At 47.3% G+C, this 17,059-nt stretch carries 14 protein-coding genes; 5 read left to right on the top strand and 9 right to left on the bottom strand.

Going from position 1 to position 17,059, the window contains the following annotated elements; all coding sequences use genetic code 11:
* Nucleotides 1-53: 53 nt before the first annotated feature.
* The 4 genes from ACTHRE_RS05225 to ACTHRE_RS05210 form a co-directional block, all read right to left on the bottom strand.
* Complete coding sequence (locus ACTHRE_RS05225; protein ID WP_377072625.1) at nt 54-743, bottom strand: hypothetical protein; 690 nt, start codon at nt 741-743, stop codon at nt 54-56.
* Entirely contained in the window at nt 725-1,783 is a 1,059-nt protein-coding gene (locus ACTHRE_RS05220) for a beta-ketoacyl synthase N-terminal-like domain-containing protein (protein ID WP_070645622.1), read from the bottom strand. The genes ACTHRE_RS05225 and ACTHRE_RS05220 overlap by 19 nt, the downstream gene beginning before the upstream one ends.
* Entirely contained in the window at nt 1,780-2,070 is a 291-nt protein-coding gene (locus ACTHRE_RS05215) for an acyl carrier protein (protein ID WP_063068421.1), read from the bottom strand. Before ACTHRE_RS05215 ends, ACTHRE_RS05220 begins: the two co-directional genes overlap by 4 nt.
* A 107-nt stretch (nt 2,071-2,177) precedes the next feature.
* Complete coding sequence (locus ACTHRE_RS05210; protein ID WP_377072627.1) at nt 2,178-2,903, bottom strand: 16S rRNA (uracil(1498)-N(3))-methyltransferase; 726 nt, start codon at nt 2,901-2,903, stop codon at nt 2,178-2,180.
* Between the two features lie 164 nt (nt 2,904-3,067).
* On the opposite strand from ACTHRE_RS05210, the gene ACTHRE_RS05205 reads away from it, so the two are divergent.
* On the top strand, nt 3,068-3,856 hold the full coding sequence (locus ACTHRE_RS05205) for an inositol monophosphatase family protein (RefSeq protein WP_003684681.1): 789 nt from the start codon (nt 3,068-3,070) through the stop codon (nt 3,854-3,856).
* Between the two features lie 264 nt (nt 3,857-4,120).
* Here ACTHRE_RS05205 and ACTHRE_RS05200 read toward each other — a convergent pair whose 3' ends face one another.
* Nucleotides 4,121-4,588, bottom strand: a complete 468-nt coding sequence (locus ACTHRE_RS05200) for a YchJ family protein (RefSeq protein WP_377072629.1) — start codon at nt 4,586-4,588, stop codon at nt 4,121-4,123.
* A gap of 211 nt (nt 4,589-4,799) precedes the next feature.
* On the opposite strand from ACTHRE_RS05200, the gene ACTHRE_RS05195 reads away from it, so the two are divergent.
* The 4 genes from ACTHRE_RS05195 (at nt 4,800) to ACTHRE_RS05180 (ending at nt 8,996) form a co-directional block, all read left to right on the top strand.
* Nucleotides 4,800-5,648: an RnfABCDGE type electron transport complex subunit B gene (locus tag ACTHRE_RS05195; protein WP_377072642.1), complete on the top strand. Its 849-nt coding sequence runs from the start codon at nt 4,800-4,802 to the stop codon at nt 5,646-5,648.
* Between the two features lie 71 nt (nt 5,649-5,719).
* Nucleotides 5,720-6,718, top strand: coding sequence for a BtrH N-terminal domain-containing protein (locus tag ACTHRE_RS05190; protein WP_377072631.1), 999 nt, complete (start codon nt 5,720-5,722; stop codon nt 6,716-6,718).
* A gap of 113 nt (nt 6,719-6,831) precedes the next feature.
* A complete protein-coding gene (locus ACTHRE_RS05185; RefSeq protein ID WP_377072633.1) occupies nt 6,832-7,746 on the top strand; it encodes an ABC transporter ATP-binding protein in 915 nt (304 codons plus the stop codon).
* Nucleotides 7,743-8,996 (top strand): ABC transporter permease, encoded by a 1,254-nt coding sequence (locus tag ACTHRE_RS05180; RefSeq protein ID WP_377072635.1) that lies wholly within the window; start codon nt 7,743-7,745, stop codon nt 8,994-8,996. The genes ACTHRE_RS05185 and ACTHRE_RS05180 overlap by 4 nt, the downstream gene beginning before the upstream one ends.
* Nucleotides 8,997-9,056: 60 nt before the next feature.
* On the opposite strand, the gene ACTHRE_RS05175 is transcribed toward ACTHRE_RS05180, so the two are convergent.
* The 4 genes from ACTHRE_RS05175 to ACTHRE_RS05160 all read right to left on the bottom strand — a co-directional run bounded on the left by ACTHRE_RS05175 (nt 9,057) and on the right by ACTHRE_RS05160 (nt 17,043).
* Complete coding sequence (locus tag ACTHRE_RS05175; protein ID WP_070645637.1) at nt 9,057-10,289, bottom strand: HlyD family type I secretion periplasmic adaptor subunit; 1,233 nt, start codon at nt 10,287-10,289, stop codon at nt 9,057-9,059.
* 1 nt (nt 10,290) lies between these two features.
* Nucleotides 10,291-12,489 (bottom strand): type I secretion system permease/ATPase, encoded by a 2,199-nt coding sequence (locus ACTHRE_RS05170; protein ID WP_377072637.1) that lies wholly within the window; start codon nt 12,487-12,489, stop codon nt 10,291-10,293.
* Between the two features lie 27 nt (nt 12,490-12,516).
* Nucleotides 12,517-13,779: a TolC family protein gene (locus ACTHRE_RS05165; RefSeq protein WP_070645639.1), complete on the bottom strand. Its 1,263-nt coding sequence runs from the start codon at nt 13,777-13,779 to the stop codon at nt 12,517-12,519.
* A 168-nt stretch (nt 13,780-13,947) separates the two neighbouring features.
* Nucleotides 13,948-17,043: a hypothetical protein gene (locus tag ACTHRE_RS05160; protein ID WP_440345265.1), complete on the bottom strand. Its 3,096-nt coding sequence runs from the start codon at nt 17,041-17,043 to the stop codon at nt 13,948-13,950.
* Nucleotides 17,044-17,059: the final 16 nt, after the last annotated feature.

The following is a 17,059-nucleotide window of genomic DNA, read 5'->3' as shown; positions in this document are numbered from 1 at the left end:
TATAACCTATTTACTTCAACAAACAAACTCATTCTCTAAAATCATTTTCCCCATCACGCCAAAGTATATTTCTTCACATCCCTACCCTCGTGCGCCATTACTGCTTCTAGCCAATCGGCGATATTTTGCCAATAATATTGCGGCTTTTCAGACGGCCTATCAGTCTGAGTACCTTCATCATTCAACACAACGGGAACACCCTGCTCTGCACCGTTTTCAAGCAAAATCCAAATACTGCCTTCATGGGTATCGGCACGGACTGCTTGATGTTCATATGCCCAACCAACCGCAGCTTGTCCGCCATTTTGCACAGATTGCATCGCCAGTAATAATGGATGAAAGCAAGTATCCATATTATTGTCGGCAACAACGACCAAAGTTGCACCATGCGTGCCTAAAGCTTGCGCGGCATGAAAAACGGGGGAGTTGTGCAGGTTGGCAATAAAGTCAAACGGCATCGCGGCGTGATGGTTCAGCACATTGTCTGCCATTTTTTCAAACACGGATGGCGAAGAAAACGGCGTACCGAGAAAAACAGCGCAATCAGAGCAGATTTCGCTTTGTTCCTTCAGTTGCCCTGCACCAAGCGCGGCAATCAAACTCAAACGGCTGAGGCGGCGGGTATCTATACCGCTTTGCTGCTTTAAGGTTTGTTTGAGGATTTTGCCGCTGGTGCCGGCGTCAGTATCAAAACGCACAGTGGCAGTAATACGGATATTAGAATTTACGGTTGCCATTGCCATACCAAAGATGTGTTGCTGCCGCCAAAACCAAATTGATTGGCCAAACAAAAAAAACCGCCTTTTTGTGAAGCCGCGCATTCGGAAAAACGAATTTTCCACCCCTGATAATCGCTGCTTCCACCTTGTTTTAAAGCGGATAAAAGCAGGGCTGTTTCAAGGGCTGCCGTTGCGCCAAGCGTGTGTCCGATTTGCGGCTTGAATGCCATCAAAGGGGGCAGTGTACCGAATATATTTTCCAGTGCGGCCAATTCGGCGGCATCGCTGTCAGCCGTGCCGATGCCGTGTGTTTTAACGACCGCAATGCTTTCAGGAGCGATGCCTGCAACACCCAAAGCGCGTCGCATCACCTGCTCTTGTGCTTGGCCATCGCTTTGAATCAGGTCATTGCCTGTATTGGCGGCGTGTCCGATAAGTTTCAGACGGCCTGAAGAAGATTCGGGAGCAGCGGAAGATAAAGCAAGCGCGGCAACACCTTCGCCTAAAATCAAACCATTTCCGCCAAAAGGCCGATACTGCTCGGCCAGCAAACCCAAGCTGTGAAAATGCAGCAAAGTCAGCCGGTTGAGGTTTTCAATACCAAGCACAAAGGCGCGCTCCGCCCCGCCGCGCAAACAATTATCCGCCTGAATCAGCGCATGGGCAGATGAAGTGCAGGCAGTAGCGAAACTGAAAATCTGCCGATTACCGCTACGCCGGCGCAAATCTTCGGCAAGATAAAGCAGATTGTGTTCCTCTACCGCCCTATTACCCGCAAAATGGCGGTTTTCATATTCGGAGATGGAATAGGAACTGGAACCGATAAACACCGGCGTATCGTGCCAGCTTTCAGACGGCCAGCCTGCATTTTCGGCGGCTCGGCGCAAATGTTGTTCGGCGATATCCGCAAATTCCTTCCGCCCCAAACTGTCGCCGGCGAATGCACGAAAATAAGCAGCCTGCTGCGGTTGGTTTAAAAACGTATAAGACACCGCATCAGGTCGTCTGAAATCCGTTTGCGGATTCAAGGCAGAAGTGGCCGCCGTACCGCAAACCCAACTCACGCGCCATGCTCCGCACGGATAAACGCCGCCAAATCGCGTACGCACATCATATGTTTGCGCACCATCCGGTCGCCCTGCAGACGCACTTGGAAATACTGTTGCAAGGCAACGCTGATTTGCAGCGCATCAAGCGAATCCAAACCGACCGGACTGCCATCGCCAAACAAAAGTGCATCGTCGGTGAAATCATCCATATCCACATCGTCGGCCTTATCGGCCTCTTGCACGATTAGCTTTTTCAATTCCGCTTCCAGCTCGTGCTCGGCCAGTGTAAAGGTGTAAGACATTTTTTAAACTCCCATTTTGATCTCATGAAGCAACAGCTTGTTTTAGATAAACCTGCTACGCTCGTTTTAGCGAAACTCGCTACGCTCGCTTTCAGACGGCCTGAACTTTATGCAAAATCGCCCCAAAGTGTCTGCATGGCGGCAATGGCCGCAAGTGAGGCGGTTTCGGTACGCAACACCCGTTTGCCAAGCGTAACGGATTGAAAACCGGCATCAAATGCCTGTTGCTCTTCCTTCTCCGTCCAGCCGCCTTCTGGGCCGACCATAAACACGACTTTGCCGGATTGCGGCCGAATATCGCTCAGTTTTTGTGCGCGGTTCAAACTCATTAACAGTTTGGTCGTTTCCTGCGGCAACTGTTGCAGAGCCTGTGCATAAGTCGTCAGCGGTAAAACCTTCGGCACAATATTGCGGCCGCTTTGTTCACACGCCGAAACGACGATTTCCTGCCAACGCGCCACCCGCTTTTCAGCGCGTTCGCCGCTCAAGCGGACGACACAGCGTTCGCTGATGACCGGGCGAATTTCTGCCACGCCCAACTCCACGCTTTTCTGCAAAGTGAAATCCATGCGCTCGGCGGCGGATACCGCCTGTACCAACGTAATGTTCAGCGGCGATTCGTTGTCCGTTGCCTCTTCCCGCAAAATCCGCACGCTGGCGCGGCGTTTTTCCAAAACTTCGGGCAAAGCCGGATATGCCTTGCCATTGCCGTTGAACAACACGATTTCTTCCGTGTTTTTCACGCGCAATACATTCAGATGGCGCACCACATTATCGGGCAATTCGACCACGCTGTCGGGGCTTAAGGCAAAATCAACATAAAATCGGGGCATGGTTTCCTGCTTTATTCATGTATATAATTTGAACTTTCGTGAACGAAGTTGAAACACGGCGACATACTCTTGTCTGCCTGATTTCGATTTCATCCACTATAATTTGAAAACTTTCCGAATTTTAATCCACTGTCACGCAAAACTGCAAAAAACAAGGATACGCCGTGCTATATCGTTTACAGAAAGTCGTCCGCCACATCGCCCAAACCGAAGTCATGCCGCGTTTTCTGAACACGCCGTCACGACGCAAGGAAGACGGCTCAGTTTTGAGTGAAGCAGATTTGGCCGCGCAAACCGCTTTTGCCGCCGCCCTGCCCTTATTGGAGGATTGTCCGATGCTGGGCGAGGAGATGAGCGTTCAGGAGCAAACCCGTTTGTGGAACGAACATTCAGACGGCCTGTGGATTGTCGACCCTATCGACGGCACAAACAACTTCGTCAACGGTTTGCCGCATTTTGCCGTATCCGTCGCGCTGGTTAAAAACGGTCACGCCGAATTGGGCGTGATTTACAATCCGGTCAGCGGCGAATGTTTCTATGCCGAACGCGGTAAAGGCGCATTTCTCAACGGCACGCCGCTGCCGCTGCGTTCGGAAAACAAAAAACTCAACGAATCCATTGCCGGCGTAGAAATCAAATACCTGCGTTCGGGCAAACTCGCCAGCCGCATGAATACCCTTGCCCCATTCGGCACAATCCGCAGCATGGGCAGCAGCACGCTCGATTGGTGCTACCTTGCCAGCGGCCGCTACGATATTTACATCCATGGCGGACAAAAGCTGTGGGACTACGCTGCCGGCGCATTAATTTTTGAAGAAGCCGGCGGCTGCCTGACCACTTTGGAAGGCGACGATTTTTGGAGCGGCGAACATGTATTCAAGCGTTCCGTCATCGCCGCATTGCAACCCGAGCTGTTTCAGCAATGGGTGAAATGGATTCGAGAAAATCAGTAAAAATACCGTTTATCTTCAAAAAATCACGATTATCTTGCAACTTATTGAAATTATTTCACTTCTTAACAGCATTTAATACTAAAAACGGTAGAATATTAATCGCTGACACAACACCGCTCTTTCATCCCTTTTGGGCGGTGCAGCAAGTAAGACGTTTTCCCGCAATGTATTGGCCATTCATACTTCTCCCTTAGTATGAATGGTTTTTTTTATCTGCAAAAACAGCTCAGGCCGTCTGAACATTCAGACGGCCTGTTTACACTACTATTTGAAAAACTGTCCGCAACACGCCTTAAACTTTTTGCCCGAACCGCACAAACAAGGCTGTTTCATCGTCGGCAAAGCAACGGTCGGATCAATAAAGTACCAACGCCCGTCTATTTTCACAAACGCCGACAATTCATGATGGCACTCGGTTTGCCCGTTCTCTTCAAAATACGCCTCAAACTCGACCAAAGCATGCAGCTTACCAAACGGCACATGACGGATAACCTTCAATCCCGACCACTGAGTCTGCCTACTCCATGCCGCCAAATCCTGCTTGTCCAACAAATTCTGCTGCGCAGGGGCAGTCGTGTCCACGATATAGTCGATTTCCTGCAAAACATACGCGCTGTAACGCGAACGCATCAACTCTTCCGCCGTCGAGGCCGCCGCCTCACGCGCATGAAACGGTGCGCAACATTCCATATAAACACGCCCCGACTGACAGGGGCAAAGTGTAGCCGTCATTCTTAATTACCCGAATAAATCCATTTCAAAATTATAACGCAAACCCGACTCAGGCCGTCTGAAAACGAGCGTAGCGAGTTTCGCTAAAACAAGCGTAGCGCGTTTCGTTAAAACGAGCGTAGAGAGTTTCGCTAAAATAAGCAAAGCGGGTTTCGCCAAAATAAACGCAACAATCTGATATAATGCGCCTTTTCGATTTTGACTATCCATGATGACCATTCCCATCCAAAGCATCAGCCGCCTGTTGCCGCAAACCCAATGTCGTGAGTGCGGCTATGAAGGCTGCTTACCCTATGCGCGCGCCCTGTCGGCAAGAGAAGCGCCGGTAAACCTGTGCGCGCCGGGTGGGGAAACCGTCATGAAAGATATTGCCGACCTGTTGGGCAAACCCTACCTCGCCCCGGCAAAAACACAAATCAAAGCCGTAGCCCTGATTGACGAAGCCGTCTGCATCGGCTGTACCGCCTGTATCCGCGCCTGCCCTGTCGATGCCATTATGGGCGCGTCCAAACTGATGCACACCGTCATCAGCGACGAATGCACCGGCTGCGGCTTGTGCGTTACCCCCTGCCCCGTCGACTGCATCGACATGGTTCCCGTATCGCAGCCCTTCCTGCCGTCCGCACGCCGTTTCAGCACCTCTGCCGAACCGCGCTTTGCCGCCGCCGAACACGCGCAAAGCCGTTTTGAACGCCATACCGCGCGCAAACAGCGCGATGATGCCGAACGCAAAGCCCTACTGGCGCAACGCGAAGCCGCCGTCAAAGCCAAACAGGCCGCACAGGCACAAGCCCAAACAGCCGCACCAAGCGCCGCATTCAACCCCATGGATTTGATTGCCAAAGCCATGGCAAAAGCGCAATTGCAACAGGACAAACTCGTCTCCTCAGACAACCGCGAAGACTTCAAAGCGCGCCAAATCGAAGAAGCCAAAGAACGCGCCGAACTGCGCCGCGCCCAACGTGATGCCAAATACGGCAACGAAGCCGAAAAAGCCGCCGCCATCGAATTTCTGCGCCGCCACAAAGCCGAGCAGGAAGCGGCTAAAGAAGCCCGCTGATTTCTAAAACAACAAACCCATTCCGACCGCTTCAAGCCGTCTGAAAACATTGCACGAAAACCAATAACTTTATGACCATACAAGAATTTCCACACCAACATACCGCCCATTGCGAAAGCGGTGTGATGTCCACCCTGCTCAAATACCATGGCCACAATTTAGACGAAGCCATGATTTTCGGCATTGCCCACGCGCTGACATTTGTCTGGATGCCGCTGATCAAATTAAACGGCATGCCGCTGGTTTCCTACCGTACCGCGCCGCGCAGCATCATCAAAAACACCTGCAAAGCATTGGGGCTGAAATTATCCGTCCGCAAATTTTCCGACGCACAAAGCGGACAAGCCGCATTGGATGCCGCGCTGTCCTCAGGCAAACTGGCCGGTTTGCAAACCTCCGTCTTCTGGCTGCCCTACTTCCCGCCGCAAATGCGTTTCCATTTTAACGCACACAATCTTTTGGTATACGGCAAAGACGACAACGACTACCTCATCAGCGACCCCGTATTTGAAAACGTACAACGCTGCGCCGCCGAAGATTTGCAGCGTGCGCGCTTCGCCAAAGGCATATTGGCGGCAAAAGGCATGATGTACACCTTGGAAGACAACAGGCCGTCTGAAAAAATCATGGCAGACTTGCCCGCCATTATCCGCAAGGCCATACGCAAAAACGCCAAACATATGCTCGCGCCAGTCTTTTTTATCGGCGTAAAAGGCATCCGTACGCTGGCCAAAAAAATCGAATCCCTGCCTGCCAAACAAAACGACAAATACCAAAAACTGTTTCTCGGCCATTTGGTGCGGATGCAGGAAGAAATCGGTACCGGCGGCGCAGGTTTCCGCTATATCTACGCCTACTTCCTCGAACAAGCCGCCCATATCTGCAACGAATCTGCGTTTCAGACGGCCTCGGAACAAATGACCTCCATCGGCGACCAATGGCGTCAATTCGCAGCCATGTGCGTGAAGCAGTGCAAAAAGCCGTCTGAAAACGGCTGCCGCAACATCGCTGAATTTCTGCGCAAAATTGCGGATGATGAAGAAGCGTTATGGCGGGGATTATTGAAATAATGGGGTTATGCGGTAGCGAGAAATTTTCTGTGCCCGTTTGTACACAGATGACCTAATGCCGCCTTTGTCAATGATTTCACTATGCTCCATCCATACTAAGGCCGTCTGAAACCATGATTCACATCCAATCCCTCTCCCACCGTTATCCCAAAGCCGAAACTGCCGCACTGGACAATGTGTCGTTCGATATTGCCGACGGCGAATGTTTGGGGCTGCTCGGCCACAACGGTGCGGGGAAAACGACGCTGATGTCGCTTTTGGCCGGCTTGCAGGAAGTACGGCAGGGCGAGATTTTGTTTGACGGCAAGCCGTTGCGCCTGTTGAGCCGCAGCGAACGGCAGAAAATCGGTTTGGTGCCGCAGGATTTTGCGTTTTATCCTCAGCTTTCTGTGTGGGACAACCTGCTGTTTTTTGCCTCGCTTTATAAAGTGCATGACAAGGGTCGTCTGAACGCGCTGTTGGAACAGACCGACCTGACCGCCCACAAAAACAAGGCGGCGAAGCATCTTTCGGGCGGGCTTAAACGTCGTCTGAATTTTGCTATCGGCCTGATTAACACGCCGCAACTAGTGTTCCTCGACGAAATCACGGTCGGCATCGACCCTCAGTCGCGCCGCTTTATCCTCGACAGCGTGGCGGATTTGACACGGCAGGGAGTAACCGTGGTTTATACCTCACACTATCTGTCGGAAATTGAGCAGCTTTGCGACAAAATCGCACTGCTGCAGCACGGCAAGCTGGTGTACCACGGCGGTTTGGACGAGCTTTTAAGTACGCAAACAGGTGTCGTGCGCTTTACCGTCGAACCGCCGCTGCCGCCTCAAACGATGGCCGCCTTGGGTGCAAAGCAAGTGGACAGCCGCGGCATGATGGAAACGGCGCACGATGCCGCCGCCGTTTACGCCGCCCTGCAACAAAGCGGCGCGCAAATCCGCTACTTCCAGCAGGGACACGGTTCGCTGGAAACGTTTTACCTTGATTTCCTGCGCAAAGACGAACCGGCAACAGATAAGCAAAATCCACAATGACGATTTCCTCCCTCCTCAAAGAACTCAAACTGCTCTGCCGCGACCTGCACGGTTTGGCCGTGTTGTTTGTGATGCCCATCGCCTTCATGCTGATTATGTCGTTGGCGCTGAGCCGCGACCAAGATCCGCACACCGACAGCCGTATCGCGCTGGTTGGCATAGCAAACGATAGTATCAATACCGCGCTGGCCGCTGCGCTGGAAAAAGAACAAATCCATGTCACACTGATGCCGTCTGAAAAACTGACCGACGCGCAAAACGGCCTGCACGACAAACGTTTCCAACTGGTGCTGTACAACCCGAATGCCGCTTCCGGCAAAATCGCCGACGACAAAGCCCTGCAAATCTATGTACCGCCCGATACCGAGCCTTCATGGCTGGCGGCTGTCAAAGGCGTTTTGCAGCAGCACTACACTGAAACGCGGCTGGACGCTTATTTCGACAACAACGACGGCATCAAAATCGACAATAAAAAACTGCCCCGCGCCATCCGCAAAGACATCCAGAAAAAAGTGGATGAAAAAAACGACGAACAATTTGCCGCCGTGCGCAGCTTTTTAGATAAGAAAATGCTGGAAGAACATTACCTGAGCGCAGGCAGCGGCACAGTGGAAAAACCCAACGCCGTACAGCACAGCGTCCCCGCATGGCTGATTTTCGGTATGTTTTTCATTATGATACCGCTATCGAACGTCATGGCGCTGGAACGCCAGAACAACACCATTACCCGCTTACGTCTCGCCCGCGCCTCCGCATCCGGCCTGATTGCTGCGAAACTTATCCCCTATTTCCTGATTAACCAGCTTCAGTTTGTCGGAATGCTGTTGCTCGGCCGCTACCTGCTGCCCGAAATCGGCGTGCCCGCCCTCATACTCAACGGCAGCCTTGTTCCCTACGCGCTACTGTCCGCCGCCGTCAGCGCCGCCGCACTTGGCTACGCACTGTTAATCAGCGTCTGCGCCAAATCCACCGAACACGCCGTCGTCCTCGGTGGCGGTGGCATTATCCTGATGGCGGCAATCGGCGGCATTATGGTACCCGCCCACGTCATGCCCGAAACCATGCAGCAATTCACTTGGATTTCCCCAATGGCTTGGGGCTTGAAGGCTTTTCAGGAATTGCTGCTCAACCGCAGCGGCTTGGATGGAATCGGCCGTTATCTGCTTTTATTGTCTGCATTCTCTTTTGCCACGCTGACTGCTGCCGTATTGGTTTATCGTAGGCAGTTGCAGACGCAGGTAAGGTTTTAAACCTATTAATATCCTTTTACCCAATAAAAAAGCAGTATGCATAGCATACTGCTTTTTCTTCTAGCGTTCTCGCAATGCCTGCTTCATTCTAGTAATCGGTTTGATCAAGTATTGGAATACAGTTTTCTCACCAGTTTTCACGTCAACTGTTGCCACCATACCTGGAATAATTGGCATTTCTTTTCCATCCTTATCCAATAGTTTGCTGCCAGAAGTTTGAACCAAAATGCGGTAATATACATTATTCATATTCAATTTCAAATCACCGGTATTGCGTTTCTCATCACTCAATGTATCCGGACTAATCAAAATAACTTTGCCCTCCAGACCGCCATAAATAGCATAATCATAAGCCGTTAATTTCACTACAGCAGGTAACCCTGGTCGAATGAAGGCCACGTCATTCGGGCGGATATAGGCTTCAACCAAAAGGTTATCCTCAATTGGTACAATTTCTAAAATATCCTGTCCAGCATTAACCACACCACCAATAGTATTGATACGGATATTTTTCACAATACCTTTCATCGGTGCACGAATTTGTGAACGATCAACCGGGTCAGCACGCATGGCCATGTTTTCCTTAGCTTGTGCAAGCTCAGCTTCGGTTTTAACCAATTCGTTACTTGCATCTGTCGTATAACGGTTTTGGCGCTCAGTGATTTGTACAGCCAAATCCTGTGAATCACGTTGCATACGCAATAGCTCAACCTGAGACATAACACCTCTTTGAACCATAGGACTGACAATTGAAATCTGTTTGTCCAAAGCCGCCTTACTTTGCCGCAAACCGGAAACTTGCTCTTCCATTGCCTTACGTCGAGAAATATAGGCAGCTTCTTCACGTTTTTTCAACTCAGAAGAAATGCCTTCAGGAAAAGTCAATTTACTATTGTAGGCTTCAGCTTTCAGACGGGCAGCCATTGCTTCCAAATTTTCTACTTTTGCCTGACTTTCGCGCAAAATGGCCGAACTTCTAGTATCGTCCAGCTTCAAGAGGACTTGCCCTTTTTCAACAGTATCACCTTCTTTAACCAACATTTCTTGAACAGTTCCTGGGTCTAAGCTCTGCACAATCTGTTCACGACTACTCGGAATAATCCTTCCCTGTCCTTGTGCCACTTCTTCAAGCGGACTGAAATAAGCCCATACAATAAAAACAATGACAAAAGACAGAAACAAACTGATAACTGCAAAATAACCTGTATGTTTTTCAGACTGTAAAGCTGCACTCAAATCGTTAATCAACTTTAAATCTTCTTGATCGATATGTTCCGGTTGCTGATTTGACATATTATTTCCCTTTTCCTTCTTTTTTTTCAGCTGCAACCTGTGCCGCTTTTTGAGCTTGTGCCTGTACTGCTTGGGCTTGATGTTCTTCGTTCTCACGCAATTTTGCAATCACTGCATCGCGAGGCCCGTCGATAATGACGCGGCCGTTATCAACCACCACAACGCGATTAACCATAGGTAGAACTTGTAAACGGTGTGTAACAACAACAACGGTTTTATCATGCGCCCATTGAGCCAAGACACCCAAGGCCTGACGCTCTGTCTGTTCATCCAAACCAGTTGTTGGTTCATCCAACAATACTACGCGAGGGTGAGAAAGCGTCAAACGTGCCAACGATACAATTTGTTTTTGTCCACCCGAAAGTCCTAAACCATCTTCACCCAAAGGCATATCCAAACCTTTAGGATGATTACGAACAAGCTGATCCAAATGGAAATTGTGCAATGCCCCCAGCAATTCCTGATCAGTTGAATACCCATTCATACGGCCCAAGTCCAAGTTCTCTCGCAATGTACCGAGGAATAATCTTGGAGATTGATTCAGCAAAGCAACTTTATCACGCAGAAAATTCGGATCAATTTGGCGGATGTCCACGTTATCCAGCAAAATATTGCCGCCTGTCGGATCATACAGGCCACTGGCCAATTTTAATAAAGTACTTTTACCGCTACCAATCCGTCCTAAAATGGCAACTTTCTCACCAGGGTGGATGATCAGATTAAGATTGGAGATAGCAGGTTGTGTATCTTCATTGTATTTGAATACAACATTGTCAAAAGTAAGCTGTCCCTGAACTTGATCAAGTGTTACATAGGCACGCTCAGGGTCACGCTCAATCGGTCTTTCAACAATCGCATTAATACCATGAAGCGCATTTTTCGCTTGCTGGAAGCGTATAGCCAATCCGGCAATTTTGCCTAATGAAGAGAGTGCACGACCGGAAAGGATGACTGATGCAATCACCGCACCCATCGTAATACGTGCCTCAACTACGCTGTCATGAATCAAATAAGTACCTAAAACAACCAAACCCACGGTATTAAGCTGCTGCAGACCTACGGTAAAGTTGGATACAAATTCGTTGATTTCTTTAACTTTCATTGAGCTGGCTGCCGTCACCGCATTCAACTTATCCCAACGCTGCTGTGCCCAGTTAGTCGCATTGTTGACTTTAAGTGTTTCGATACCTTCTACGGCCTCAACAGCCAAACCTTGACGTTGTGAGCTTTCTTTCATACTTTCATTAATGCGTTTAGCCAACATAGGCTGAACCGCAAAAGAAACTACAATTACCAAAATACAGGTAATGATTGGTACGATTACAAGTTTTCCACCAATAATGAATATTACAAACAAGAAAAGTAACAAAAACGGCGCATCAACCAAAACCAACAAACTAGCACTAGTCATAAATTCACGTACAGCTTCAAAATCCCGCAAATTATTGGCATATGAACCGGATGAAATCGGACGCTCAATCAGACGTAACGCCATCACACGTCTGAACAACGCAGAACTAATAATTAAATCTGCCTTTTTACCCGCAATATCTGTCAGACGCGAACGTATCATTTTACCGATAAACTCAAAGACAATCGCCAAAAATACGCCAATACTCAGTACCCACAAAGTAGAGTAAGCTTGATTTGGAATTACACGGTCATATACATTCATGACATACAGCGAACTGACCAATGCCAAAATATTGATAAGGAACGATGCTAAGATTACTTGGTAATAATACTTTTTAAACCGTCCAATCACTTTCCAAAACCATGCTTTAGGCAAATGGTACTCTGGCAACTCAGAGCGGTGGTCTGCAGTCAACTTGGGTTTAATGAACCAACAAAACCCCAAATATTGAGTTTCAAGCTCTTTATGGCTGACTTCATGCGCTGGCGCATCCCCAGAACGGATGACATAAACACGCTCTTCTCCTCGCCCTTTTACCTCACTGACAACTGCAGCTTCATCATTATGGAGAATAATGACTACAGGCATCGCAAGTGAAGGGATCTCAATCAGTTTGCGACGGGAAATATGGTTTTCAAACCCATAACTGCGTAAAACTTCACTCAGCGATTGGATATTGGCATTTAAATTTCGTTCTCTGGCAATGTTTGCTGCAAGAGCCTCTTCTGCAACAGGTTGATTAAGCAATTTTGTTGCAATGGCTAAATGTTTAATAATTGAATTCATAAAATCTATCTACAAAATAACGACAAATCAAAAACGGCCGTTTGCATTAAAATCTGGCACTTTAGCCCACTTGGCCAAACTAGCTTTGGCAAGCAGATACGCAACTGCTGCATCACGGTAGTCGTTTTGCGCCTCAACATAGTTGGTTTCAGTTGCCGCCAGTTCAGCATACGAACCCAAGACATCCAACAATGTTCGATTTGCAATATAAAACTGTTGCTCATAGTCTTTGGCTACTTTGGATTGAGTTGCAATCAATAGTTTCGCAATTTTGGCACGATGTTCATTCTGCTTCATATCCACTTTTGCCGTTTCTGCACGCTCTTGAATATCTCGTAACAATTCATCTGAACGCGATTTTGCCGACAGTGCCACCGCATGGCTTTTTTTGACAGCATAATCAGAAGATTTGTTATAAAAATCCCAACTCATTGTTACAGCAATACTTCTATCGCGATGCGTCGCACTGCCTTCCAAATTAATAGAGGGATATCTTGAGGCCTTGTTTACCTTAATATCAGATAATGCGCTGTTGTATTCTGACTCCTGCGCTTTCACGCTTGGATGTTCTTTTGCCTGCGCCTTATCAAAAGAAGCAATCAACTGATCCGCATTCTGTTTACCAAATGGATCGACAATATCTTTCTCTGTCAAAATCTTAGCACTGTATTTATTCAGCTTACTTAATGCTACCGATAAAGTTTTTTGTAAATTAGCTTCATTAGACAAAGCCTGCAAATAGCGCGATTCTGCTTGCGTCTTTTCCGAACGGCGACCTGGATCATATTTACTAATAATACGTAAGTCAGCCAAAAATTTTTCATGGCGTTTGATGTTTCTCTTAGCAATCGCTATTGACTCTTTCGCACGTAATGCAGTCAGATAAAGCGTACTGATTGTATTGGCTAACTCCTCTCGGGTCTCATAATATTTATATTGGTAATACGCCATTTTATGCTTGTCGCGTTCGACAGCAGCCTGAATACCGCCCCAAGCATACAAATTCAAGCGCGATTTAATCCCTAAATCATCGCGCATTTTGGAATTGTCTGAAGTATGCCGCTGAGCCAAAACATTTTGCCCTGTTAAAGAAAAAGTCGGGTAATGCCCGGCCTTTGAGGCTTTCATGTCATTATAGGCACCCTCTGTATTGGCATTAGCTTCCTGTAATGTCGGGTCGTTTTGCAGCGAATAACGAAGTATATCGACCAATTCCACTGCGAAAGCTGAAGGTGATTGCAAAATGCCATACAGTAGCAATGCAATAAACTTCTGATGGGGATTTTTCATAAACAAATTTCTCTTTTTTAGTGCAGAAAATAAGACTTTTTCACTCTAGAAATTATAAATCAAATTAGTTAAATAAAGTACAAAATACAAGGTTTTCAGACGGCCTCAATGTGTAAAGCAGATAAAAAAACGCACCCGAAGGTGCGTTTTTCTAATAGATGTTACAAATTAAGCAATGGTGATATCTGAATCAACCCAAAGTTCATTAGAACCAGTGTTGTAAACATTATAAGTATTGCCTTCATGAGTAACTTGTGAGCTTGCAGCTTTGCTAATACCACTTAAGGTCACTTTATCGCCCGCATCACCATCAACAATTAACACGTTGTTATGAGATTTACCACTTGCATCAACAGTTGCTTTAGCACTGTGGTTTCTATCAACATCGCTTGCGCTGATAGTAACTGAGTTGTTTGACGTGCCGGTAATATCAATTTTCTCAAAATTAGAGATCATTGAAATAGTGGTTGTAATCGCTTTGCCATCTCGGTTCACAAATTGAAGTGTATCGAAATCACTGCCTCCATCAATAGATGCTCTGGTATTAATCGTACTAGATGTTCTCACGATGTCATCACCAGCCCCCATATTGATTGTTGGATTACCACCAGCTAAATAGAAGAACCCATTGCCTGTCTGACGAGCTTCAAGGATATCATTACCAGCCCCCATGTTTATAGTACCAGCAATGTTTTGGAAACTCGCGAAGTCATTACCGTCCCCCATATCAAGTGTATTGCTACGGTATTGAACCCCAGTTGCATAGACAGAATCATCACCGCTACCAGTAGTTAGGCTAGATCTAATCAACGCACCCAAGTCACCAGTACCACCTTTAGTACCAATTAAGATAACATCATTTTCGTTACCGTAAGTTTCATGGGAACCACCAGCAACACGACGGTAGTAAGTGTAAGCAACATCCTTAGACACAGAGTTACCCGCTAAGTCTGTTTCAACTACAGAGTAATGTACTTTCTTCGCTGTTGCACCTGAAGCAATACCCGTAGCAAACTCAAACTCACCATTGGCATTTGCTTTACCACTTCTATTATTGATAGAAATTGTTGAATTTTTCTCAGCTGTTCCGATTAAATTCATACTACCATCAATAATCGCATGGAATTCACCTGCTTTTTGGTCAAGCGTCATATTTAAGGTGTCGCTGGCTGATGCCGCATTACCTTTCACACGAGCTTGTAAGCTGTATGCAATACCACCCACTTTGGTGTTGTTTGGTAAGGTAAACGAGTTACCAGAACCAGAATTCCAAGTTTGACCGCCGTCTGTACTGTATTCCCATTCAGAACCTGATGGAATACCAGACACGTTAACTTGACCATTTCTAGTATAGTTATCGTTATTAGACGCACCGGTATCTTGAGCTAATGATAGTTCAAGTTTAACAACCTTATTGTTACCTGCCGGTTGAGTCACAACCGCACTTTCGTTGCCTGCAGGGTCTTTCGCCTGAGCCGTCACATTAGAACCATCTTTCACTTTGTCTTGTGGAATGGTTGTGCTGCTCTGACCTGCTTCAACATTTGGTAACGTTGTAGGGTTGCTTGAAGTCCAGCTGCCATCTGTGTTTTTGGTTAAAGTCACTTTTTCAGGCGTATCAGAACCTTCAGGAGTGACTGTCACTTCTACAGTATCACCTACTTCTGCATCGCTTGGTACTTTCACAGTGACTGAACCATCTTCTGTAGATGGGGTGACCTCTGGTGCACTTGGTGCAGTAGTATCAGGGTTATTACCTGCATTAGCCGTACCTTCATTACTAATGTTACCTGCATTATCAGTTGCTTTCGCTTTTACTGGCGAACCATCTTGCACTTTATCTGCTGGAATCGTCGCTTTACCAGTTGCTGGCTCTACCGCAACATCTGGGTTATTCGAAGTCCAAGTGCCGTCTGTACCTTTAGTAATGGTTACAGTTTTCGGTGTACCCGCTTCATCAGTGTAGCTCACCTCTACAGACTTGGTATCCTCATCTGCAGGAGGAGTCACTTCTACTGAACCGTTGTCTTTTGCTTCAACAGTCGGTTTATCCGGTGCAGTCGTATCAGGGTTGTTACCTGCATTAGCTTTGCTTTCTCTACTGCCTACACCCCGACCATTAGCTGCATTAGCTCCCACCTCAGAGCCATCTTGTACTTTATCCGCTGGGATAGTTGCTTTACCAGTTGCTGACTCTACCACAACATCTGGGTTGTCCGAAGTCCAAGTACCATCTTCACCTTTCGTTAAGGTTGCAGTTTTTGGTTTACCTGCTTCATCGATATAACGTACTTTCATAGACTTAACGTATGGAGCTGCAGGAGGAGTAATTTCTACAGAACCATCTGTTTTTGCGGTTACTTCTGGCATTTCTGGAGAAAGATAAACTAACGGTACTGCGCTTTCATTACCTGCAGGATCTTTCGCCTGAACATGTACATCAGCAAATCCTTTAAGCTTATTAGCTGGAATAATAGTAGTATTATTACCTACATCAACACTCGGCACATTCTCTGGTTTATCTGAAATCCAGCTACCGTCCTGTTGTTTAGTCAAAGTAGCTAAAGTCTCAGCAGAAGCCTCAGTATCTGGTTCAAAACCATCACCTTTATAAATTCTTCGTTCAATTACAACAAAATCTCCAACTTCAGCGTCATTTGGCATTGTTACTCTTACAGAACGATCTTCTAATGCCTCCGCTTCCGGCATGCCTGGCGGAAGATCCGGATTACTAACCGCATGTTCAGTAGCTTCTTCGCCTTTGTTTCCTGCATTATCAGTTGCTGAGGCTTTCACTAGAGAGCCATCTTTCACTTTATCTGCTGGAAGTGTTATTTTGCCGGTCTCTGAATCTGGCAAGATAACATCTGGATTGGTCAAGAGATCAAATGGTTCAGATGGTATCCAACCCTCATTAGCATCTTTAATAATAGTTACTGTTTGTGGATTACCCTCTTCATCGATGTAGTTCACCTCAACAGATTTAGTATCTTCATCTGCTGGAGGGGTAATTTCAACAGTACCATTAATTTTCGCTTCAATAGTTGGTTTACCAGGTGCAGTTTTATCTGCATTTTCACCCGCTTGAGCTGTTATCGGTGCACTGTCGTTACCAGACGGATCTTTCGCCTGTGCAGTCACTTCAGAACCATCTTTCACTTTATCTTGTGGAATAGTGGTGCTGTCTTTGCCTGCTTCAACGTTTGGCACTGTTTCAGGTTTGTCTGATGTCCAGCTGCCGTCTGCCTGTTTGGTCAAGGTCACTTTTTCTGGGGTGTCA

This window comes from Neisseria sp. P0001.S007 (assembly GCF_051963655.1).
Lineage (GTDB): Bacteria > Pseudomonadota > Gammaproteobacteria > Burkholderiales > Neisseriaceae > Neisseria > Neisseria subflava_A.
The sequence above is the reverse complement of the archived record's forward strand: the minus strand, read 5'-3'. Positions and strand labels throughout refer to the sequence as shown.

Excerpts from the sequence above, each read along its gene's own strand:
- ACTHRE_RS05225 (WP_377072625.1), bottom strand. The coding sequence starts at position 743 with ATGGCAATGGCAACCGTAAATTCTAATATCCGTATTACTGCCACTGTG.
- ACTHRE_RS05215 (WP_063068421.1), bottom strand. The coding sequence starts at position 2,070 with ATGTCTTACACCTTTACACTGGCCGAGCACGAGCTGGAAGCGGAATTG.
- ACTHRE_RS05210 (WP_377072627.1), bottom strand. The coding sequence starts at position 2,903 with ATGCCCCGATTTTATGTTGATTTTGCCTTAAGCCCCGACAGCGTGGTC.
- ACTHRE_RS05200 (WP_377072629.1), bottom strand. The coding sequence starts at position 4,588 with ATGACGGCTACACTTTGCCCCTGTCAGTCGGGGCGTGTTTATATGGAA.
- ACTHRE_RS05195 (WP_377072642.1), top strand. The coding sequence starts at position 4,800 with ATGACCATTCCCATCCAAAGCATCAGCCGCCTGTTGCCGCAAACCCAA.
- ACTHRE_RS05190 (WP_377072631.1), top strand. The coding sequence starts at position 5,720 with ATGACCATACAAGAATTTCCACACCAACATACCGCCCATTGCGAAAGC.
- ACTHRE_RS05185 (WP_377072633.1), top strand. The coding sequence starts at position 6,832 with ATGATTCACATCCAATCCCTCTCCCACCGTTATCCCAAAGCCGAAACT.
- ACTHRE_RS05180 (WP_377072635.1), top strand. The coding sequence starts at position 7,743 with ATGACGATTTCCTCCCTCCTCAAAGAACTCAAACTGCTCTGCCGCGAC.
- ACTHRE_RS05175 (WP_070645637.1), bottom strand. The coding sequence starts at position 10,289 with ATGTCAAATCAGCAACCGGAACATATCGATCAAGAAGATTTAAAGTTG.
- ACTHRE_RS05170 (WP_377072637.1), bottom strand. The coding sequence starts at position 12,489 with ATGAATTCAATTATTAAACATTTAGCCATTGCAACAAAATTGCTTAAT.
- ACTHRE_RS05165 (WP_070645639.1), bottom strand. The coding sequence starts at position 13,779 with ATGAAAAATCCCCATCAGAAGTTTATTGCATTGCTACTGTATGGCATT.